Genomic DNA, 21203 nt, shown 5'->3' with positions numbered 1-21203 from the left:
ATGGCCATCGGCTCAGCCCGCCACCGAGTTCTGGATCGTGTCCATGATCTCCTCGGCCGTGAGCTCACCCCGGTAGCCCTGCACGCCGTACTGCGTCATCAGGGTCTCGACCTGGTTCCAGGTCGGGGTGGTGCGCTGCGGGGTCGCGTCGGCGAGCAGCGCCTCGACCACCTCGGCTGCACCCTCGGTCTTGCCCTCAGCCCATGCGGGGAGCGCCTCGATGCGGGCCGGGACGATGCCGCGGGCCTCCGCCTGCTTCTCCTGCACCGAGACCGAGGTCAGGGCCTCGATCGCTGCGAACGCCTCGTCTGGGCGATCGCAGTTGGCGGCGATGCCGAACCCCGATCCGGCGGTCATCGCCGCAGCCTTGCCGCTCGTCGACGGGACGATCGTGACACCGAGCGTGAAGTCGGCGGCATCGGCGAAGCTGCCGTACATCCACGGACCCTCGATGAGCATCGGCACCTCGCCCGAGGTGAACGCCTGCTGCGAGACCTCCGAGCCGTCGGCGGCCTCGGGCGCCTTGGCGACCTGCTCGACCGACACGAGGTCGAAGAAGCTCTGCACCTGATCGACGAAATCGGAGTTCGTCAGGTCGAGCTCTCCGTCTTCGGTGACCGCGGGCACACCGTCGGCGAGCGACCAGGCGTTGGGGATGAAGATGCCGGGAGCGAGCGCGAGGCCCTTCTTCTCTCCGTCGGTCAGCGCCTTGGCATCCGAGATGAACTGGTCGCGGGTGTATTCGGTGCCGGGCAGATCGAGGCCCGCGTCCTGGAACGCCTCGACGTTGTAGAAGAGCACGATCGGCTCGGCGTCGTAGGGGATCGCGCGGATCGTTCCGTCGACCGTCATGCCGCTGAGCATCGAGGCGTCGATGTTGTCGATGTCGAAGCCGCTCTTCTCGATCAGGTCGTCGAGCGGCATCAGCAGATCGCCGAGCTCCTGCGCTCGCGCGGCCTGGGTGGTGAGCAGGCACGGCGGGTTCGAACCGCTCAGTCGCGTCTTCACCTTGGTCCAGTAGTCCGAGAAGCTCGGGCCCTCGACTGTGATGTCGAGGTCGGGGTCTTCGGCCTGGGCGCCCGAGATGAAGTCGGCCCACTGAGCCTGGTCGCCTTCACTGGCGGCCCATGTGTAGAGCACGAGCGGGCCGCCGGCGTCGCCGCCTCCGCTGCCGGATCCGCTGGCGCAGCCGGCGAGGGTGATCGCGGTGAGGCCCGCGACTCCGGTCAGGACGAGACGCTTCGCGCGTCGGGATGAGAGTGCATTCATTCTGTCTGCCTCCTTCATTGGATGCTGATTCGATGCGATGGGTGAGGGGGGTGTTGCTCGGGTGTTCGGGTACTGCTCGGGTCACTCGGAGAAGTCGATGGCGACGACGTCGATCAGGGCGCCGCTGGGCTCGGGTGCGACGATGCGCAGTTCGCCGAGGTCGTCGCCCGCCGTGGATGCCTCGTGCACCTCGAAGCTCGCGTCGTGCTGCAGCTCGAGGTCGTCCGCGAGGCGATGCACGCGGGTGATCCTGCGCACCGGAAGCCCGCGCACGATGATCTCCTCGACGGGCAGTGCGGTCAGGTGCAGGTAGAGGCGTCCGGCGCGGGCGGTCGTCGGTCCGTGGAAGTCGATGCCCTCGGTGGGCTCGACGCCGATGACGGATTCGGCGTGCGCCTGCATCCATCCCGCGAAGTCTCCCAGCCGCTCCTGCTCGACCGCCGGCAGAGTGCCGTCGGGGCCAGGACCCACGTTGAGCAGCAGGTTTCCGCCGCGGGCGACGACGTCGATGAGCGTGACGAGCAGCGACCTCGCGGACTTCTCGTTGTCGGGGCCCTTGCGCCACGCCCAGTGGTCGCCGATCGTGAGGCACAGCTCCCAGGGCCCGGTGGGAGGCGTGAGAGGGAAACCCTGCTCGGGGGTGCGGTAGTCGCCCTGGCCGGGAAGGCGGTCGTTGATGACGACGTCCGGCTGCAGCTCTTTGATCAGGCGGCGCAGCCCCGGCGAGGTCCACTCTACGGCCGAGCGCTCCCAGTCGCCGTCGAACCACAGCAGGTCGATCTGCCCGTAGTTCGTGAGCAGCTCGGTGAGCTGAGCGCGCACGTAGTCGAGGTAGCGCGACCACTCCTCCGGCGACGAACGACGGTGGCGGTCAGTGGCGTCCGGGGTGTCCGCGAACTCCGCGAGGCCCGCGGCCGGCCAGTGCTCGAGCTTGTACGGCAGGTCCTCGTCACGGAACGCGGGATAGTCCGCGTGATTCCAGTCGGGAAGGCTGTAGTAGATGCCGACCTTCAGACCCTCGGCCCGGACGGCCTCGACGAACTCGCGGGTGATGTCGCGCCCGAAGGGGCCGTGCTCGACGCCGAAGTCCGACTGCTCGGTGAAGAACATGTTGTATCCGGCATGGTGACGCGCGGTGAAGACGACGTAGGTGGCGCCGGCCTCCCGCACCCGGCGGGCGAGATCGGCGGCATCCCACTCGGTCGGGTCGAACGTGGGCGCCGTGGCCTGGTACTCGGCCACCGTCACGGCATCCTCGACCGCATCCACTCCGGGGATGATCGAGCGCCCGACCAGCGGCCAGGAGATCTCGATCCCCTGCTGCGACGCCTGATCCCAGTGCACGAAGATGCCGAAGCCCGCCCCGCTGAACCACTCCCCACCGGGGATGCGTTCTGTGGGCCGTCGGAAGCCTGCGTCCGTCATCGAATCTCTCCTTTGAGTTCAAGATTTCCTATAGGATACGTGATAGACGAAACCGTTCACAAGGGTGTGATGAAAGGTGCCGACCATGGCGATGTTCAAGACCGATCCCGTTCGCCCCGACGCGTATCGAGAGTTCGAGCGGCCTCTGCCCGAATGGTTCCGTGGCGCCGCGCTCGGGATCTTCGTGCACTGGGGCCCCTACTCCGTGCCCGCCTGGGCGGAGCCGACAGGCGAACTCGGAGCGGTGCCGAGGGAGGAGTGGTACGCCCACAACCCCTACGCCGAGTGGTACGCGAACACGATGCGCATCGAAGGCTCCCCGGCTCAGATGCACCATGAGCGGGTGCATGGCGGCGCTCCCTACGACGACTTCCTCGACGCATGGAAGGCCGAGGACTTCGACGCCGACGAGGTGCTCGCCGTGGTCGCCGCGACGGGAGCCGGCTATTTCATCCCCACCACCAAGCACCACGACGGGGTGACCCTCTGGGACGCACCGGGAACCGACGGGCGCAACACGGTCGCACGTGGTCCGCGGCAGGACCTGATCGGAGCGTTCGCGGATGCCACGCGCGCGGCGGGACTGCGATTCGGCGTCTACTACTCGGGCGGACTCGACTGGCACTTCTCGGGGCTTCCTCCCATCGAGCACGATGACGACCCGGCTCCCGACGACCTCGCCTACGCCGAGTACGCCCACGATCATGTGATCGACCTGATCGACCGCTACCGCCCCGACATCCTCTGGGGCGACATCCGCTGGCCCGTCGCAGGGATCGAGCCGGGCCCCAAGAGCCTCGCGCATGCGTTCCAGACGTTCTACGAGCGCGTGCCCGACGGGGTGGTGAACGACCGCTGGGGCGAATCGCACTGGGACTTCCGCACCAGCGAGTACGTGCACGGCACCGCAGTCGAGGTCGGCGAGGCCTGGGAGAACACGCGCGGCATCGGCCTGTCGTTCGGCCACAACCGCAACGAGACGAACGAGCACCTGCTCTCGGCGCACGAAGCCGTGCGTCTGCTCGTCGACGTCGTCTCGCGCGGCGGCAACCTGCTGCTGAACATCGGACTCGAGGCATCGGGCAGGATCCCCGAGCTGCAGCGGCAGACCCTCGAGGGGATCGGCGTCTGGAACCGGCACTACGGCCACGCCGTGGTCGGCGCGAGGCCGGAAGGGCGGATGCCGGCATCCGACGAGCCCTGGATCCGCTGGACGCGCACGGATGACGCGGTGCACGCCGTCGTCGACCAGACCGGTCCGGTGCGCCTGCCCGACCCCGATCGCGTCCTCGACGAGAGCACGGCCCGCATCGGCGAGCGCCATGTCACGGCCGAGCGCGTGGATGGTGGGATCCTGGTCGATGTGGAGGATGCTGTGACCCCCGTCGCGATCTCCTTCCGAACCCGGGACTGACGAGAGGCCTCTTCATGCGCATCGCACTGCACTCCGAGATCCGCGACGGCGCGGTCGACGACTACCGCACCAACCACGCCCGCATCCCCGAAGCCCTCGCCGCGACGTTCGCGCGCATCGGCATCCACGACTGGACGATCTGGCGATCGGGCCACCGTCTCTTCCACCTCGTCGACTGCGATGACTGGGATGCCGCCGTGGCTGCTCTCAAGGACGACCCGGCCGACCACGCCTGGCAGGCCGACATCGGCCGGTTCGTCGAGGTCTTCCGCGATGCCGACGGCGACGAGGGCACAGCGCCCCTCGAGCAGATCTGGGATCTGCGGGCTCAGGCCTCGTCCTGACCCCGAACCGTCTTCTCGACCGGTTCGCCGAACCTTTCGAATCGCGCATATGGTCGTGAATCGTGTCCGGATGCGGCCATTCACGCGATTCGAACGTGCGCGGGCCGTGGCAGAGTAGCCCCGTGACACGGGCATGGGTGCGAGAGCTGGCCGGGTGGATGGCGGCCGCCGCCGTCTCGCTGATCACCGCAGCCACGGTGGCGGCGTCCGCCCGCGCCGAGCTGATGTTCCGCGACGGCGACTCACTGATCGTCGCGATGGTCGCCCGGTCTCTGCTCGCCGGAGACAAGCTCGACTGGGCCATGTCGAGCGTGCTCTTCCTTCCCGAATCCGCCGGCTTCGCGGCTCTCGACGCCGGCCTCCCCCTCGGCGCGAACGGGCTCTTCGCGGTGAGCGCGGCCCTGAACCTGCTCGCCCTGTACGGGGCGATACGCCTGGTCGCGGGCCGGTCCCGCCCGGGTTCCGCTCCGGTCGTCTGGTCGATCATCGCTCTCGCTGCTTTCGGCGCCCTGGCGATGACCGAGACGTCCGCGTCGCGCGACGCGCTCGAGCTGGCGTCGCTGCAACTGACCACCACCTACTACTCCGCGACGGTCGTCGCCGTGGTCTTGGCGGTCGGCGTCGTGCGGCGGATGCTCGATCGATCGGCCCGAAGCATCGGACTCGCCGTCGCCCTCGGTGCCGTCGCCCTCGTCTCGACCCTCACCAACCCGCTCTTCGCCGTCTGGGCGACGGTGCCGCTGATACTCGTCCTCTCGGTGGCCGCGCTGCTCGACGCGGGCCGGCGGACCCGCATCCTCACCCCGTCGGTCATCCTCGTCGGAGCGACCGGACTCGGATTCGTCGCACGTATTCCGTTCGCGGCATGGATCGCGAACACCGGAGCCGGATACGCACAGCCCGAGCTCTGGCCGGAATCGATCGAGTACTACGGCGGGCTGCTCGCGAACCGTCTCTCGACCCCGCCCGGCATCCTCGCGCTGGTGATGACCCTGGCTCTCGTCACACTCGCCGTGGTCCGCACCGTCCGCGCCCCCGACGTCGGCTCGAGGCTGGTCGCCGCCGCGGCCTGGATCATGCCGCTGGTAGTCGTCGTCGGCGCCATCGCGCTCGGCACCCACGCGGCGCGCTACCTCCAGCCGGTCGTCTTCGCACCGCTGCTCGCCCTCGTCGCCGCGCCCCGGGCGGTGACCTTCCCCGTACCCCTGCGCCGAGGGGCGGCCGTGACGGCCGGCGCGCTGCTCCTGGTCGGGGGCGCCCTCAGCATCCCCCGCCTCGCGGATGCCGCCCAGCAGCCCGACCCCGATCTCGCCTGCGTCACCGACTGGGTCGACACCTCCGGTCGCACCGGCGCAGGGCAGTTCTGGACCGTGCGGCTTCCGAAACTGCACCTCGACGACCCGTCACAGCTGGTCCAGGTCGACCACCGGCTCAACGCCTACGCCTGGCTCGTGAATCGCACGGACTTCGCCGTCGGTGAGGTCTCGTTCCTCGTCGAGGATTCGCAGACGGTGCAGTGGGATCTTCCGGTGTCCGCCGTCCCTGACGAGGTCGTCGACTGCGGCCGGTACTCGATCCTCGACTTCGGCGACGCGACGCTGCCCCTCGGGCCCGCACACAGCTGAGAGTCGTATCGCACTTCATTCTCAATCGCGCGGCAGGCACGCATCGAAGGAGAACGCATGAAACGAAGGAGCGGAGCAGACGGATGCTCCTTCCGAACGCGAGATCTCCTTCGCAGCGTGCGCGGACCCGCGTGACCGCATCCCGAACGCCGGAGGCGGCGGAAGAGACGATCAGCGCGCGGGCGGTGCCGTCGTCGTGCCCTCGCGGAACCGACACGTGAGGTGCAGCGTGAGCCCGGGCTCGCCTCGCAGCATCCGGGCGACCTGCTCGCCCGCCGCACGGCCCTTCTCGACGGCGGGCTGCACGCTGGTGGTGAGCACGAGGTCGCCGAGCCCGTCGGCGGCGATGCCGTCGAACCCCGCGACCGACAGGTCTTCCGGAACGCGGAGCCCGAGCTCCTCCGCCGCGCGGATCACTCCGACGGCGATGAGGTCGCTCTGGGCGAGGATGGCGGTCGGTCGAGACTCGGCATCCGCCAGCAGCTGTCGTCCGGCGAGAAGCCCCTCATCGATCAGGCTGCCTCCGGCCGAGATCGCCGGGGCGTCGGGGAAGATCTCGCGCATGCCGGCGAGGCGGTCGATCGTGACGTCGACGGTCGCGGAGTCGATGCGCTCCTGCGTGACCGACCCCCGGTCGCGCGCGGTGTCGAGCGGCAGGGTGACGAGGGCGACGTCGCGGTGCCCCAGGTCGTGCAGGTGGCGGGCGACGTCGGCGGCCGCTGCGGCATTGTCGAGGGTGATCCTCGGGATCCCCTCTCCGGCATCCCCCTCGATCACGACGACCGGGAGCCCGCGGCTGCGGACGATGTCGAGCGAGGCCTTGGTGCGACCGGAGCATCCGATGAGCACGACCGCATCGACGGGAGCGCTCGAGAGCGAGGATCCGTCATCGCCCGGCTCGTCGCGCATGAGCAGGATGCCGGCACTCAGATCGGCCATCCCATCGGTGAGGCCGTCCATCATGGCGGTGGTCACGGGGTCGAGGAACGCCGCCCGCAGGTGCCCTTCGAGCACGACAGCGACGATGCCGCTGCGTCCTCGTCGAAGAGATGCGGCACGAGGGTCGGGGCCGGCGTAGCCGAGCTCGGCGGCGACCGCGAGCACCCGCTCGCGCGTGGCCGGCGCGACGTTGGCCTTGCCGCTGAACACGACGGATGCGGTCGATGTCGCGACTCCCGCCGCGCGGGCGACATCGGCGATCGTCGCTCGGCGCGGGGTCTCATGACTCGTCATACTCCGAGGATAGCTCCCCCGGTTCCGTCGCATCGAATCGATTCGATATGCTGTGCATCATGGACACGGCTCTCTCCCGATCGCAGTACGTGCGCTGGCGCACGGCGATCTTCGCGATCTTCCTCGCCAGCGGTCTGTCGATCGCGACCTGGGCATCTCGTGTCCCCGACATCAAGCTCGCGCTCGAGGTCGACAAGGCTCAGGTCGGCATGCTGCTGCTCGGCGCGGGGATCGCGTCGATCATCGGAATCTCGACGAGCCCCGCGATCATGGCGCGCACCGGCGCACGCCTCGGCATGATGGTGTCGATCTTCACGTTCGCCTCGGGTGTCGCCCTGATCGGCATCGGAGCCAACGTGCTCGGCTCGTACGCCGTCGTGCTCATCGGCCTCGTGCTGTTCGGCCTGGGCAACGGATGCGTCGACGTCATGATGAACGTCGAGGCCACCGCGATCGAGCAGCACTCGGGAAAGACGATCCTCCCGCTTTTCCACGCCTTCTTCAGCTTCGGTACCGTCATCGGCGCAGGGCTCGGCGCACTCGCCGCACAGCTGCAGATCAACGTCTTCACCCACACGCTCGTCATCGCGGTGCTGATCGCGGCGATCGGGGTCGTCAGCATCGCGAGCGTCCCCCGCCGCCAGGAGGCACTCGACCCGAGCGTGGACGATGGCGAGAAGCCGCACTGGCGCGATCGGATGCATGTCGCGCTGTCGGCCTGGCGCGAGCCCCGCACATACGCGATCGGCGTGGTGATGCTCGGCATGTCGTTCGCCGAGGGCGGCGCCAACGACTGGCTCGCGCTCGGCGTCGCAGAGGATCACGGCGGCGGAACCGCGCTCGGCGCCGCCGCTCTCGCCACCTTCTCGGTCGCGATGACCGTGGTTCGCGTCTTCGGTGGGCCTCTCGTCGACCGCTTCGGCCGCGTGGCCGTGCTGCGCATCCTCGCGGTCGCAGCGGCATCCGGCATCCTGTTGTTCATCCTCGCCCCCAGCCTCCCGCTCGTCTTCGTGGGTGCAGCGCTATGGGGAATCGGCGCCTCGCTCGGCTTCCCGCTCGGAATGTCCGCCGCAGCGGACGACCCCGCGAAGGCAGCCGCGCGCGTGAGCGCCGCCGCGACGATCGGCTACATCTCATTCCTGGGCGGCCCGCCGGTGCTCGGCTTCATCAGCGAGCACATCGGCCTGCTGAACACGCTGTTCATCCTCGTCGGCCTCGTCGTGCTCTCCGGTCTGTTCTCGGGCGCAGCCCGACCCCTGCGCCAGGACGAGATGTCGACGCCGCCCGTCGCGGTGAAGTCCACCCCGTAGGTCAGCGCGAGACGAGGAGTCGCGGCGTCGGGCCTTCGAGCCGGGCAATGGCGATCTTCACATCGCCGAGCTCGACCTTCACCTGGGCGACATCGAGCTTCACCTCGCCGAGCTCGACCTTCACCTGGGCGACATCGACCTTCACCTCCCGGAGATCGGCCTTCACCTCCCTGAGATCGGCCTTCAGTCCGGCGATATCCGTCTCCAGGTGGCCGAACCGCGCATCGGCGCGCTGCTCGGACTTCTCGAACCGCGCATCCGTGCGCGTGATCATCCATCCGAAGCCAGCCGCCAGCCCCACCAGTGTGGACGCGACAGTCACGATCATGGTCACGACTTCGATCGACACCGTCATCTCCTCATCCTCGACGTGTCCGCCCAGAATGTCAGGATCCAGTCCGGGGTCGATGGCGTGGGGCGCCCGTAGCCGGTCGATGTGGAAAGATCGCCAGACGCGCCCGCCGCCGCAGAAGGAGTCCGCCCGACGAAGTAGGCTCGACGGGTGCGTCTCGTCATCGCCCGCTGCTCCGTGGATTACACCGGGCGGCTCAATGCTCATCTCCCGCTCGCCACACGTCTTCTCGTGCACAAGGGCGACGGGAGTCTGCTCGTGCACTCCGACGGCGGCAGCTACAAGCCGCTGAACTGGATGAGCCCGCCCTGCTCGCTCGCCTCCGAGGAGCCCGGTGAAGAGGAGTCGATCGCCGGCGTCACCGAGGTCTGGCGCGTCACGCACAAGAAGACCGGCGACGCGCTGCGGGTGCAGATCTACGAGATCCTCCACGACACCACGCATGAGCTCGGCATCGACCCCGGCCTGCAGAAGGACGGCGTCGAGGCCGACCTGCAGCGACTTCTCGCCGAACAGGTCGAGCGCATCTCCGACGGCGCGACGCTGGTGCGCCGCGAGTACCCGACGGCGATCGGTCCGGTCGACCTCCTGGTGCGGGATGCCGACGGCGCGGCCATCGCGGTCGAGATCAAGCGCCGCGGCGACATCGACGGCGTCGAGCAGCTCACCCGCTACCTCGAGCTGCTGGGTCGTGACCCGCACCTCGCACCGGTGCAGGGCGTGTTCGCCGCACAGGAGATCAAACCGCAGGCTCGGGTGCTCGCCGAGGACCGCGGCATCCGCTGCCTCGTGCTCGACTACGACGACATGAAGGGCATCGAGTCCGGCATCCCCCGCCTCTTCTGAGGCGAGCTGCACAGATGTTCACCGCGGTCGGTCGCACCGTGCACTGCCCATAGGCTGGAAGACATGGCTTCTTCCCCTTACTCCTGCGTGCTCTGGGACGTCGACGGCACGATCGCCGACGCATCGGTCGGCATCCTCCGCCGTCTGAACGTCGCCCTCACCCACTTCGGGCACCCGGCGCCGACCCGCGAGGAGCTGGTGCACTGGATCGGCCCGCCGATGTTCGAGTCGTTCCAGGCGCAGGCGGGGATGACCCCCGAGCAGTCCGCAGAGGCCGTGAGCTTCTATCGCACACTCGGCAAGGCCGACGGCTACACGACCGACGTCGTGGCCTACCCCGGCGTGCCCGAGATCATCCGCGATCTGCACGCCGCCGGTGTACCCCAGGCGACCGCGAGCTCGAAGCCCGAGATCCAGGTCGACGCGATCATCGACTTCTTCGAGCTGCGCCCGTACTTCCTCACGACCGTCGGTGCGACGCCCGACGAATCGACCCTCGCGTCGAAGACCGACATCGTGGCCGAGGCCCTGCGCCGTCTGGCCGAGCGCGGAGCAGACGTGTCGCGCCCGGTGCTCATCGGAGACCGTCACCACGACGTCGAGGGCGGCAACGCGAACGGCGTGCCCGTGATCTTCGTCGACTGGGGCTTCAGCGACACGCACGAAGGCGATGAGGCCGCGTTCCGCGCAGCATCCGCCGACGAGCTGCGCGCGCTTCTGTTGAGCTGAGCCCGGGCTCGCCGCCTCGGGAGGAGAACTCTCCCTGGGGAGGAGCCTCAGCCCGCACCGCTCCTCCCGAGAGGCAGATCTCCTCTCGAGAGAGTGTCCGGCGCACGTCGCCGGCCGAGCACAAGCCCCTGGGATCACCCCACGAAGCACAGAACTCCCTGCCGGAGGTCGCAACGAGTTGCGGACCCCGGTCAGGGAGTTCTGTGATCGTCCGCTCAGAGCGGACGGATGTTCTCAGCCTGCAGGCCCTTGGGGCCCTGCGCCACGTCGAACTCGACTCGCTGGTTCTCTTCAAGAGAGCGGTAGCCGGATGACTCGATGGCGGAGTAGTGCGCGAAAACGTCAGCGCCGCCGTCGTCGGGGGAGATGAAGCCGAAGCCCTTCTCCGAGTTGAACCACTTAACCGTGCCCTGGGTGCTCATGTACTGCCTGTTCTGCTGGAAAGAAGCCGACGCAGGATGCCCCGACGTGCTCCACGCTAGTGGAGCACGCGCTGAGCGGAAGTCCCGAGGTCAGCCCGTAACCCAAATGTTGCACGAGCGGTAACCGTCGGTCACACAGGAGGCGCTCGTCTCGGCATCGAGAGGGGCCGGAAAAATGGTGTGGCCCTCACCGCGGGGGGAGCGATGAGGGCCGAAGACGACCGGAGGGTGCGTCAGATTCCAGCGTAACCCCTCCGCAACCCGTTTGTCCCCCATTTGGGGGACAAATCTGAAAAAAGTTGGAAAGTACAGCGATCAGCGGCCCTCTCGAGCAGCCCGTTGGGGACAGAACCACTCGAGAGGGCCCAATCGCGTGCACGGATCGCCTTTGCCTCTGGGGAAGGCAGCCCGTCATCTGGGGTAGACGGAGACGATCAATCCCCTGTGCACGCACTCCCACACTAGGCGAGCACGCCCCGCGGCGCCATGGGGGTTGCCCCCGGACGAGATCGGTGAGAATCTTCCGCCCGTTTCGCGCCCGTCAACCGCGAGTAGCCTGATGACGTGACCATGCTGAACAAGGACATGACGCTGTGCATCTCGCTGTCCGCGCGTCCGAGCAACAACGGAACCCGCTTCCACAACTTCCTTTACGAGGAGTTGGGGCTGAACTGGATCTACAAGGCATTCGCCCCCACCGACCTCGGCCAGGCGATCGCGGGCGTGCGCGGCCTCGGCATCCGCGGATGCGCCGTCTCGATGCCGTACAAAGAAGACGTCATCGCGCTCGTCGACCGCATGGACCCGTCGGCCACCGTGATCGACTCGGTCAACACGATCGTGAATGACGACGGCGTGCTCACGGCCTACAACACCGACTACAGCGCGATCGCCCAGCTGATCGAGCGCAACCGACTCGACCCTTCTGTGTCCGTGCTGTTGCGCGGCTCCGGGGGAATGGCGAAGGCCACGGCCGCGGCTTTCCGTGACGCCGGGTTCTCGCGGGTCACGATCGCCGCGCGCAACGAGCAGCGCGGTCGCGGGCTCGCCGATCTCTACGGGTTCGACTGGACGGCGGATGCGGATGCCGTGACCGCCGACATCATCGTGAACATCACGCCGCTCGGAATGGCCGGAGGTGCAGACGAGCACACCGTGTCGTTCTCCGAGGCGCACATCGCGGCGGCATCCGTCGTGTTCGACGTCGTGGCGCTTCCGGCCGAGACCCCGCTGATCGCCGCGGGACGCGCCGCCGGCAAGACCCTCATCACAGGAGCCGAAGTCGCGACCCTGCAGGCGCTCGAGCAGTTCGTGCTCTACACCGGCATCCGCCCGAGCCCCGAGCAGGTCGCCGCTGCCGAGGAGTTCATGCGGGCGCAGTAGTCACCGCGCCCGCATGGGCCGATCGGCTCAGCCGTTGAACTGAGCCGGGTGGGGCCCTGTGCGACCGTCGCGCTCGAGAGCATCGATCGTCGCGAGTTCCTCGGCCGTGAGTTCGAAGTCGAACACGTCGAGGTTCTGGGCGATGCGCGCCGGGGTCACCGACTTGGGAATCACGATGCGCGCCTGCTGCAGGTGCCAGCGCAGCACCGCCTGCGCAGGCGTCTTGCCGTGGCGGTCGGCGATCTCGACCACCGAGGCGTCACCGAGCACGGCGCCCTGCGCGAGCGGGCTCCACGCCTCGGTGACGATCCCCCGCTCGGCGTTCGCCGCGGCGACCGCGCGGTTCTGCAGCGCCGGGTGCAGCTCGACCTGGTTCACGACGGGCACGATGCCCCCCTCGGAGGCGATCCGCTCGAGGTGCTCGGGTTCGAAGTTCGACACACCGATCGCGCGTACGCGGCCCTCGGCGTAGAGCTCCTCGAGAGCCCGCCACGTCTCGGGGTACGTCCCGAGTGCGGGCGTCGGCCAGTGGATCAGGAACAGGTCGAGATGGTCGAGGCCGAGGCGTTCGAGCGACTCGTCGTACGCGCGAAGTGCGGCGTCGTAGCCGTGGTCGGCGATCCAGACCTTCGAGGTCACGAAGAGGTCGTCGCGGGCGATGCCCGAGTCGGCGAGCGCGCGGCCGACGCCCGCCTCGTTGCCGTAGATCGCCGCGGTGTCGATGCTGCGGTATCCGGCGTCGAGCGCCGCGGTGACGGCCGCCGTCGTCTCGGCGTCCGGCACCTGGAACACGCCGTAGCCGAGCTGCGGCATCTCGATGCCGTTGTTCAGGGTGACCGTGGGGATGAGGGGAGTGTTCACTGCTGTGTCCTTCTTGTTCTATACGGGGTCGACGTCGTCAGGCGGCGACGGTCTGGAAGCTGCCGGTGGTGGTCGGCGCGGGCCGCCGTGCGGTGACCACGGCGATCACCATGACGACCAGGGCGGATGCCGTGATCGCGGCACCGATCCAGATGGGTGAGGTGTAGCCGAGGCTTGCGGCGATGCCGAGGCCCCCGGCCCAGGCACCGAGAGCGTTGCCGACGTTGAACGCACCGATGTTCGCGCCGGAGGCGAGGGTGGGCGCTCCGCCGGCGTAGTGCATGATGCGGCTCTGCAGCCCCGGCACCGTGCCGAAGCCGAACGCTCCCATCAGCACGAGGATCCCGATCGTGACGGGCTGCGACCACGCGAAGAAGCCGAACAGCACGAGCACGACGACGAGGGCGGCGATGAAGATCAGGAGCGTGCGGTCGATCGAGCGGTCGGCCAGACGTCCGCCGATCCAGTTGCCCGCCACGAGGCCCGCGCCGAACAGCACGAGCAGCCAGGGCACGGTGGTGTCGGCGAAGCCCGTGACACCCGTGAGCGTGTACGCGATGTAGGTGAAGGCACCGAACATGCCTCCGAACGCGAGCGCGGTGACGATGAGCGAGAGCCAGACCTGGCCGGACCGGAAGGCGCGGAGCTCGCTCCGGAGGCTCACCTGCGGGCCGGTGGACTTCGGGGCGGTGACGAGCAGCGCGATGCCGGCGAAGGCGACCACGCCGATCGCGGAGATCACCCAGAACGTCGAGCGCCAGCCGAACTGCTGGCCGAGGAACGTGCCGAAGGGGACGCCGAAGACGTTCGCGGCGGTGAGGCCGGTGAACATGATGGCGATCGCCCGTGCCTTCTTCTCGGGGGCGACGAGCTCGGCCGCGACGACCGAGCCGATACCGAAGAACGCGCCGTGGCACAGGGCGGCGATGATGCGGCCGATCATGGCGACCGTGTAGTCGGGGGCGAGGGCCGTGAGGGCGTTGCCGGCGATGAACAGCACGATGAGTCCGAGCAGCACGGGCTTGCGCGGCAGTCGCGTCGTGGCGGCGGTGAGGCCGAGCGCGCCGACGACGACGGCCAGCGCGTAGCCCGAGATGAGCCAGCCCGCCGTGGCCTCGGTGACTCCGAAGTCGGTGGCGACCTCGGGAAGAAGGCCCATGATCACGAACTCGGTGAGTCCGATCCCGAAGGCGCCGATGGCGAGTGCGATGAGTCCGAGTGGCATGGGTGTGCTCCGAAGTCCTCTGCTAAAGTAGTTGCAGACGCGGGATATTGCGTCACGAGGGATAATCATTGCACACGCAAGTATCCCGCGCAAGCAACTACTTCGGAGGTCACTGTGGGCATCTCAGACGATGCGGTCGAGATCCGAGCGCGCGGCTGGCGTACTCTCGCCGCTCTGCACGGCATCATCGAGGCCGACCTCGAGAAGGCGCTCGGCGCGTCGGTGGGCCTCTCGGTCGTCGAGTACACCGTGCTCGACGCGCTCAGCAGGCAGGACGGCTGGCACATGCGGATGCAGCAGCTCGCCCGCGCGACGGCGCTGAGCCCGAGCGCGACGACGCGGCTCGTGACGCGACTCGAAGACCGCGGGCTGCTGACCCGCATCCTCTGCGCCGACGATCGTCGAGGCATCTACACCGAGCTCACCCCAGCCGGTCTGGCGCTGTACGAGCAGGCGCACCCGATCCATGACGACACCCTCGAGCGCGCCCTCAGCGATGCGGTGACCCAGCCCGAGCTCGCGCCGGTCGTGCACGCCCTGCAGGGCTCGACGGTCGACGCCTAGTCGCTGGCGATCGGATCAGGATCCCGTTCGCGCCACGGTGACCTGGATGCTCTTCATCAGCGGCTGATCGCTCTGCGCGCTGAAGTCCTTGCGGCCGATCAGCACATTCATCTCCGGCATGTAGCCGGCGGCGCTGCCGCGCGGAAGGTCGTACGGCACGGCGCGGAACGCCCTGAGCATCCGGGTCGATCCGTCCTTCGACGTCGACACGATGTCGACGAGGTCGCCCTCGATGAGCCCCCGGTCGCGCATGTCGTCCTCGTGCAGGAACACGAGCTCTCGAAGGTTCTTCACCCCGCGGTAGCGGTCGTCGTTCGAGTAGATCGTCGTGTTCCACTGGTCGTGCGAGCGGACGGTCTGCAGCACGAGTGTGTCGGCCGACTCGGGGATGACGTCGGGCAGCGGTGCGTGCGAGAACTCCGCACGGCCCGACGGCGTCTCGAACACCCGTTCCCTGGCCGGCTGCGGGATGCGGAATCCGTGCTTGCCGCTCACGCGCTCGTTGAATCCCTCGAAACCCGGCAGCACCTTCGCCATCACATCGCGGATCGTGTCGTAGTCGCCGACGTACCGGTCCCACGGGGTCTGCGTGTCAGGAAGCGTCGCCTTCGCCAAACCCGCGATGATCGCGGGCTCCGACTTCAGGTACGCGGACGCCGGTTGCTTGCGCCCCACCGAGAGGTGCACCATGCTCATCGCATCCTCGACCGTGACACCCTGCGGCCCCTGCGCCTGCTGGTCACGCTCGGTGCGCCCGAGGCAGGGCAGGATCAGGGCCTTCTCGCCGTGCACGAGGTGACTGCGGTTGAGCTTCGTGCTCACCTGCACCGTGAGTCGGCACTTCTCGAGACCCTGCGCGGTGAAAGGGGTGTCGGGGGCGGCGAGCACGAAGTTGCCGCCCATACCGACGAACACCTTCACCCGCTCGTCGTGCATCGCCTCGATCGTGCGCACGGTGTCGAGACCCGGATGCCGCGGCGGATCGATGCGGCAGACCGCGGCGAGGCGGTCGAGCCAGGCATCCGTCGGCCGGTGGTCGATGCCGCAGGTGCGGTTGCCCTGCACGTTGCTGTGGCCGCGGATCGGCGAGGGTCCGGCGCCCTTTCGGCCGATATTGCCGCGCAGAAGAAGCAGGTTGACGATCTCGCGGACGGTGTCGACGCCGTGCTCGTGCTGGCTCACGCCGAGGCACCAGCTGATGATCGTGCGCTCCGACGCGAGGTACACCGCGGCGGTCGCGCGGATCTGCTCCTCGGTGAGCCCCGACTGCGTGACGAGGTCGGGCCACGGCGTCGCCTCGACGAGCGCCCGATACGCATCGACACCGTTCGTCAGCGACGAGAGGAACTCGGAGTCGAGCACGGAGGGGTCATCGGCCGCGGCCTCGAACACGACCTTCGACATGCCGCGGATCAGCGCGAGGTCGCCACCGGGGCGCACCTGCAGGTTCATCGTGCTCGTGCCGGTCGCCTTGAAGCGTGCCATGTCGACGAAGTCGTGCGGCACGATCGTGCGGGTGGCCCCGGCCTCGACGAGCGGATTGACGTGCACCACCTGGGCACCGCGCTTCACGGCATCCGCCAACGCCGTGAGCATGCGCGGAGCGTTGGACGCCGCATTCACGCCGAGCACGAAGAGGGCGTCGCAGTCGTCCCAGTCGTGCATGTCGACCGTGCCCTTGCCCGTGGCGATCGAGGCCTTGAGTGCCCGGCCCGACGCCTCATGACACATGTTCGAGCAGTCGGGCAGGTTGTTCGTGCCGTACTCCCGCACCATCAGCTGGTACAGGAATGTGGCCTCGTTGCTGAGCCGTCCGGACGTGTAGAAGGCGGCCTCGTCGGGGCTGTCGAGGCTCTGCAACTCGTCACCGACCAGCGCGAACGCGTCGTCCCACGAGATCGGCACGTAGTGATCGGTGGCCGCGTCATAGGCCATCGGCTCGGTGAGGCGCCCCTGGTCTTCGAGGTCGAAATCCGGCCAGGTGGCGAGCTCGGTGACCGTGTGCTCGGCGAAGAAACGACGGTCGACGCGCTTCCGCGTCATCTCCCACGTGACGTGCTTGATGCCGTTCTCGCAGATGTCGAGCTTCAGGTTGCCGAGGTCGTCCGGCCACGCGCAGCCCGGGCAGTCGTAGCCCGAGATCGGGTGGTTCATCTGGAGCATCGCTAGGGGCCCCGCGATCGGCTCGCGCTGGTCCAGCACCACACGCCCCACCGACACCGCGGCTCCCCACCCCGCCGCGGGGTGACCGTACGGCTTGCGTGACCAGGCCCGATCGGTGCGCGGGCCGTATCCTCCCTGCCGCGGTTCGACCGGCATGAGACCGAATGCCGTGCCTGCGGTTCCCTGACTATCGAGCATGGCTCGCTCCCTCCGCAGCAGGCTCGGACGCGCCGATCCCCACGCCGCCGACGCGCACCCGGTGCGCGTGCGTGTAGATGTTCATGGTTCGCCCGCGGACGAATCCGATGAGCGTCACCCCCGACTCGTCGGCGAGTTCAGCGGCCAGCGACGAGGGCGCCGACACGGCACTGAGCATCGGGATGCCGGCCATCGCCGCCTTCTGCACGAGCTCGAAGCTCGCGCGCCCCGACACCTGCAGGATCTGCCGCCGCAGGGGCAGCCGGTCGTTCAGCACCGCCCAGCCCACCACCTTGTCGACCGCGTTGTGTCGGCCCACGTCTTCGCGCAGCACGAGCATCTCGCCGGTGTCCGCGTCGAACAGCGCTGCCGCGTGCAGACCACCGGTCTTGTCGAACGCCGCCTGCTCGGCGCGCAGCCGGTCGGGGAACGATGCGATCTGTTCCGGGCCGACCTCGATGTCGTCGTCGAGGACCGGATGCTGCGACACGGTGCGCACGGCGTCGATGCTCGCCTTGCCGCAGACCCCGCAGGAGCTGGTCGTGTAGAAGCGCCGAGCGGCCTCGGGGTCGGGAAGCGGGACTCCCTGCGCGAGGCTGATGTCGAGCACGTTGTACGTGTTCTCCTGGCCTCCGGTGCCCGGTCCGCCGCAGTGGATCGCAGAGTGGAAGTCGGCGGTCTGCGCGATGATCCCCTCGGACACGAGGAACCCGGCCGCCAGCTCGACGTCGTGCCCCGGAGTCCGCATCGTGACCGCGAGCGGCGAGCCGCCGACCCTGATCTCGAGCGGCTCCTCGACGGCGAGCGTGTCGGCTCGCCGGACCGCACCCTCGCCGAGGGTGAGCTTCAGTACCGGTCGCCTCGTCGTGATCCGCCCCACACGAGCGAGCGTACTCCGCGGGGCTGCGATCGGACGGGTGGCGGGATCGACCACGCGACGGGATCGGGCGGGTCACGAGATCGAACCGATCCGTGATCGCCGGCGCGATACCTGGGTAGCCTAGGCGCATGAGCGCGCCCCGCAACGCACGACGGACCCCCGCCGCCCTCGCCATGGCGGCGATCGTCGCCCTGGCATTGACCGCCTGCACCGGCGGCGGCGACGAGGGCACGACCACTGATGGGGCGCAGGGCTTCCCCGATGACGGCTGCACGCACATCGCGGTCGCGACGTCGTCGGAGAAGGTCAACATGCTCGACGAGCTGGCCAAGGCGTTCAAAGACTCGCCCGAGCACAAGGCGCTCGAGACCTGCGCGACCGTGCGTCCGACCAACGTCTCGTCCGGCAACGCGACGCGCTTCCTCACCTCCGGCGACGACTGGCCGAGCGATGACACGTCGCTCTGGCCCACCCTGTGGTCTCCGGCATCCACCGTCTGGACCGACCGCGTCGCTGCGGCCGCATCGCCCAGCCTCGTCGGCGAGCCGAAGTCGTTCACGCGCACGCCCGTGGTGTTCGGGATGCCCGAGCCCATGGCCACCGCCCTCGGCTGGCCGAACACCCCCATCAGCATCACCGACCTGGAGAACCTCTGCCAGGATCCCGACGGCTGGGGCAGTGTCGGCAAGGACATCTGGGGTGCGTTCAAGATCTCGAAGACGAACCCGAACACCTCGACCACGGGACTCTCGACGATCCTCATGCAGTCGTACGAGGCGACCGGCAAGGCCGAGGGGCTCACGTCCGCCGACGTCGAGGCCTCGGCCGACTTCTCCCGGGTGTTCGAGGAGTGCGTCATCCACTACGGCGACACCACCGGCAATGTGCTCTCGACGCTCTACGACGAGACGCAGAACGGCTCGAACGGCTCGGCGTACGTCTCGGCCGTCGCGCTGGAGGAGACCTCGCTGCTCAACTACAACCAGGGCAACCCCGACTCGCACACCGTGCAGCCGGGCGAGACCCTGACCCCGCCGAAGACCAAGCTCGTCGCCGTCTACCCCGAGGGCGGATCGATGTGGTCGGACAACCCGATCACCGTTCTGGGCGCCGACTGGATCACCGCCGACCAGCGCACCGCCGGCGAGGCGTTCGCCGCCTTCGTGCAGACCACCGCGGCGCAGAAGATCCTGCCCGACTACGGCTTCCGCCCGCTCGACGAATCGGTGCCGCTGGGCGACCTGTTCACCGCGAAGTTCGGCGTCGACCCGGCGCAGCCCACCGTGACGCTGCCCAAGCCCGATGTCGACGTGATCTCGACCGCGATCGACCAGTGGACGCAGGTGCGCAAGCCCTCATCCGTGCTCGAGCTCATCGACATCTCAGGCTCCATGGACGACCCGATCGGCGACGGCCGTTCGCGCCTCGACGGGGCGATCGAGGGCGCGCAGTCGACCCTGAACCATTTCCGCTCGACCGATGAGATCGGCGTCTGGGCGTTCACCACCGGCATCTCGTCGGATGAGGGCGAAGGCATCCAGGTGCTGCGTGAAGTCGACGCCCTCGGGTCGGATGGCGAGAAGCTCGACTCCTCGCTCGACGACCTCCGGTACGCGCAGCGCAACGGCACTCCGCTCTACGACTCGATCCTGCTGGCCTACGAGGCGATGAGCGAACGAGCGGAGCCCGGGCGCATCAACGCGATGGTCGTCCTGTCGGACGGTGAGGACACCGACTCGAGCGTCTCGCTCGACTCCCTCATCGCGAAGATCGGCAAGAGCACGAAGGAGGGCGGCGACGATGCCCCCGTGCGTATATTCCCGATCGCGTATGGAGAGGGCGCAGACACCTCGGCGCTGCAGCGCATCGCCGACGTCACCGGCGGTCAGTTGTTCGACGCCTCCGACGCGGAGCGCATCGACCTCGTGTTCGCATCCGTCATCAACAACTTCTGAGGATTCCGGTGCCGTCTCTCTCCTCGTCGAACAATCCTTGGATCGATGATGCCGTCGCGGGCATATCCGGGCAGAACATCTATGTCGACCCCGACGTGTCCGGTGGGCCGGCGCTGACGGATGCCCTCACGAGCGTCGTCCCGGGCGACGGCTCGATCGCGGTTGTGGTGCTGCCGGCGGATGCCGCGCGCGACACCCCTTACAACACCTACATCCTCGAGCAGCTCACCGCGGGCGCGAGTCAGCAGACCGTGATCGTCGCGATCGGCGACGACCTGCAGGCGGCATCGGCGACGATCGACGACGCGCTGCGCATTGCGAACGAGAACGAGTCCTCGGGCGGGAGCCTTCAGGATCAGCTGCTCGAGACCGTGACCGAGATCTCGGCCGAGACACCGACCTCGTCGGGTGACGACACCCTCGTCGCCAACCCCGTGATCCCATTCGTGATCGGCGGGGTCGTGCTCGTCGCGGCTGCTGTGACAGCCGTCGGTCTCATCGCCCGACGCCGACGTCGCACGACGCCGACCTCGACGGATCCGGTGCCCGCCGGCATCCGTCTGCGAGTGAACCGCCTGCGCGAACTCCGCGCCGACTACGCCGCAGTGCCGGGCAGCCCGGTGGCGGCCGAAACGGCGGCGGGGATCGACGCCCTCGCGTCGCACGTCGAGCAGCTGTTCATCCGTCTCGACGCCAAGGCCGGCGAGGATCAGAGCGTGCTGGCCGAGGCCGAGTACTCCGACAAGCTCGCTCGTCTGGTCGCGGCGCTGGACCGCGACTATCTGCTCGACCTGCTCACCCGGCCCGACCTGTGGGATGCCCCCGACGAGCGCATCGCCGAGGTGCGCGAAGCGCTGTCGTCGGTGACCACCCAGATCGTCGACAACATCAAGCAGGTCAATGCCCGCAAGGGACTGCTGTTCCAGGTGTCGCTCGACTCGCTCATCGGTCGCAGCGAGCTGCGCGACTGGGAGCGTCAGTTCAAGCAGAGCTCCGGCGACTAGT

The 21203-nt window shown here is 68.5% G+C and carries 19 protein-coding genes; 10 read left to right on the top strand and 9 right to left on the bottom strand.

Annotation, left to right across the window (positions count from 1 at the left end; translation table 11 throughout):
- Positions 1-12: 12 nt before the first annotated feature.
- Complete coding sequence (locus tag JOF42_RS03180; RefSeq protein ID WP_245340704.1) at positions 13-1269, bottom strand: ABC transporter substrate-binding protein; 1257 nt, start codon at positions 1267-1269, stop codon at positions 13-15.
- 81 nt (positions 1270-1350) lie between these two features.
- Positions 1351-2694, bottom strand: coding sequence for an alpha-L-fucosidase (locus tag JOF42_RS03175; protein WP_210096525.1), 1344 nt, complete (start codon positions 2692-2694; stop codon positions 1351-1353).
- An 85-nt stretch (positions 2695-2779) separates the two neighbouring features.
- On the opposite strand from JOF42_RS03175, the gene JOF42_RS03170 reads away from it, so the two are divergent.
- From JOF42_RS03170 to JOF42_RS03160, 3 genes are all read left to right on the top strand, one after another.
- On the top strand, positions 2780-4108 hold the full coding sequence (locus JOF42_RS03170) for an alpha-L-fucosidase (RefSeq protein ID WP_210096524.1): 1329 nt from the start codon (positions 2780-2782) through the stop codon (positions 4106-4108).
- A gap of 14 nt (positions 4109-4122) precedes the next feature.
- Positions 4123-4452 carry an L-rhamnose mutarotase gene (locus JOF42_RS03165; protein ID WP_210096523.1) on the top strand — a complete coding sequence of 110 codons (330 nt, stop codon included), beginning with the start codon at positions 4123-4125 and terminating at the stop codon, positions 4450-4452.
- Between the two features lie 122 nt (positions 4453-4574).
- A complete protein-coding gene (locus JOF42_RS03160) occupies positions 4575-6077 on the top strand; it encodes a hypothetical protein (RefSeq protein ID WP_210096522.1) in 1503 nt (500 codons plus the stop codon).
- Between the two features lie 171 nt (positions 6078-6248).
- Here the strand turns inward: JOF42_RS03160 and JOF42_RS03155 are convergent, their stop codons facing one another.
- Positions 6249-7310: a LacI family DNA-binding transcriptional regulator gene (locus JOF42_RS03155; protein ID WP_210096521.1), complete on the bottom strand. Its 1062-nt coding sequence runs from the start codon at positions 7308-7310 to the stop codon at positions 6249-6251.
- 59 nt (positions 7311-7369) lie between these two features.
- Here JOF42_RS03155 and JOF42_RS03150 point away from each other — a divergent pair, with 59 nt between their 5' ends.
- Positions 7370-8620 (top strand): MFS transporter, encoded by a 1251-nt coding sequence (locus tag JOF42_RS03150; protein ID WP_210096520.1) that lies wholly within the window; start codon positions 7370-7372, stop codon positions 8618-8620.
- Between the two features lies 1 nt (position 8621).
- Here JOF42_RS03150 and JOF42_RS03145 read toward each other — a convergent pair whose 3' ends face one another.
- A complete protein-coding gene (locus tag JOF42_RS03145) occupies positions 8622-8975 on the bottom strand; it encodes a response regulator (protein WP_210096519.1) in 354 nt (117 codons plus the stop codon).
- Positions 8976-9122: 147 nt separating this feature from the next.
- On the opposite strand from JOF42_RS03145, the gene nucS reads away from it, so the two are divergent.
- Both nucS and JOF42_RS03135 read left to right on the top strand, forming a co-directional pair.
- Positions 9123-9818, top strand: a complete 696-nt coding sequence (nucS, locus tag JOF42_RS03140) for an endonuclease NucS (protein ID WP_056310825.1) — start codon at positions 9123-9125, stop codon at positions 9816-9818.
- Positions 9819-9881: 63 nt separating this feature from the next.
- The gene (locus JOF42_RS03135) at positions 9882-10547 is read left to right on the top strand and encodes an HAD hydrolase-like protein (RefSeq protein ID WP_210096518.1); all 666 of its coding nucleotides are present in this window, start codon (positions 9882-9884) and stop codon (positions 10545-10547) included.
- Positions 10548-10762: 215 nt separating this feature from the next.
- On the opposite strand, the gene JOF42_RS03130 is transcribed toward JOF42_RS03135, so the two are convergent.
- On the bottom strand, positions 10763-10969 hold the full coding sequence (locus JOF42_RS03130) for a cold-shock protein (protein ID WP_042540947.1): 207 nt from the start codon (positions 10967-10969) through the stop codon (positions 10763-10765).
- A gap of 564 nt (positions 10970-11533) precedes the next feature.
- On the opposite strand from JOF42_RS03130, the gene JOF42_RS03125 reads away from it, so the two are divergent.
- Positions 11534-12352: a shikimate 5-dehydrogenase gene (locus JOF42_RS03125; protein ID WP_210096517.1), complete on the top strand. Its 819-nt coding sequence runs from the start codon at positions 11534-11536 to the stop codon at positions 12350-12352.
- Between the two features lie 27 nt (positions 12353-12379).
- Here JOF42_RS03125 and JOF42_RS03120 read toward each other — a convergent pair whose 3' ends face one another.
- Both JOF42_RS03120 and JOF42_RS03115 read right to left on the bottom strand, forming a co-directional pair.
- Positions 12380-13165, bottom strand: a complete 786-nt coding sequence (locus JOF42_RS03120) for an aldo/keto reductase (protein WP_210099063.1) — start codon at positions 13163-13165, stop codon at positions 12380-12382.
- A gap of 85 nt (positions 13166-13250) precedes the next feature.
- Positions 13251-14438 (bottom strand): MFS transporter, encoded by a 1188-nt coding sequence (locus tag JOF42_RS03115; protein ID WP_210096516.1) that lies wholly within the window; start codon positions 14436-14438, stop codon positions 13251-13253.
- Positions 14439-14552: 114 nt separating this feature from the next.
- Here JOF42_RS03115 and JOF42_RS03110 point away from each other — a divergent pair, with 114 nt between their 5' ends.
- A complete protein-coding gene (locus JOF42_RS03110; RefSeq protein ID WP_056310831.1) occupies positions 14553-15002 on the top strand; it encodes a MarR family winged helix-turn-helix transcriptional regulator in 450 nt (149 codons plus the stop codon).
- 15 nt (positions 15003-15017) lie between these two features.
- Here JOF42_RS03110 and JOF42_RS03105 read toward each other — a convergent pair whose 3' ends face one another.
- Together JOF42_RS03105 and fdhD are read right to left on the bottom strand one after the other, a co-directional pair.
- Positions 15018-17363 carry an FdhF/YdeP family oxidoreductase gene (locus JOF42_RS03105; protein WP_210096515.1) on the bottom strand — a complete coding sequence of 782 codons (2346 nt, stop codon included), beginning with the start codon at positions 17361-17363 and terminating at the stop codon, positions 15018-15020.
- The gene (fdhD, locus tag JOF42_RS03100; RefSeq protein WP_210096514.1) at positions 17353-18243 is read right to left on the bottom strand and encodes a formate dehydrogenase accessory sulfurtransferase FdhD; all 891 of its coding nucleotides are present in this window, start codon (positions 18241-18243) and stop codon (positions 17353-17355) included. The genes JOF42_RS03105 and fdhD overlap by 11 nt, the downstream gene beginning before the upstream one ends.
- A 128-nt stretch (positions 18244-18371) precedes the next feature.
- Between fdhD and JOF42_RS03095 the strand changes: the two genes are divergently transcribed.
- Positions 18372-20198 (top strand): substrate-binding and vWA domain-containing protein, encoded by a 1827-nt coding sequence (locus JOF42_RS03095; RefSeq protein WP_210096513.1) that lies wholly within the window; start codon positions 18372-18374, stop codon positions 20196-20198.
- An 8-nt stretch (positions 20199-20206) separates the two neighbouring features.
- Positions 20207-21202: a hypothetical protein gene (locus tag JOF42_RS03090; RefSeq protein ID WP_210096512.1), complete on the top strand. Its 996-nt coding sequence runs from the start codon at positions 20207-20209 to the stop codon at positions 21200-21202.
- Position 21203: the final 1 nt, after the last annotated feature.

Origin of the sequence: Microbacterium phyllosphaerae (genome assembly GCF_017876435.1) — a bacterium.
Taxonomy (GTDB): Bacteria; Actinomycetota; Actinomycetes; order Actinomycetales; family Microbacteriaceae; genus Microbacterium; species Microbacterium phyllosphaerae.
The sequence above is the reverse complement of the archived record's forward strand: the minus strand, read 5'-3'. Positions and strand labels throughout refer to the sequence as shown.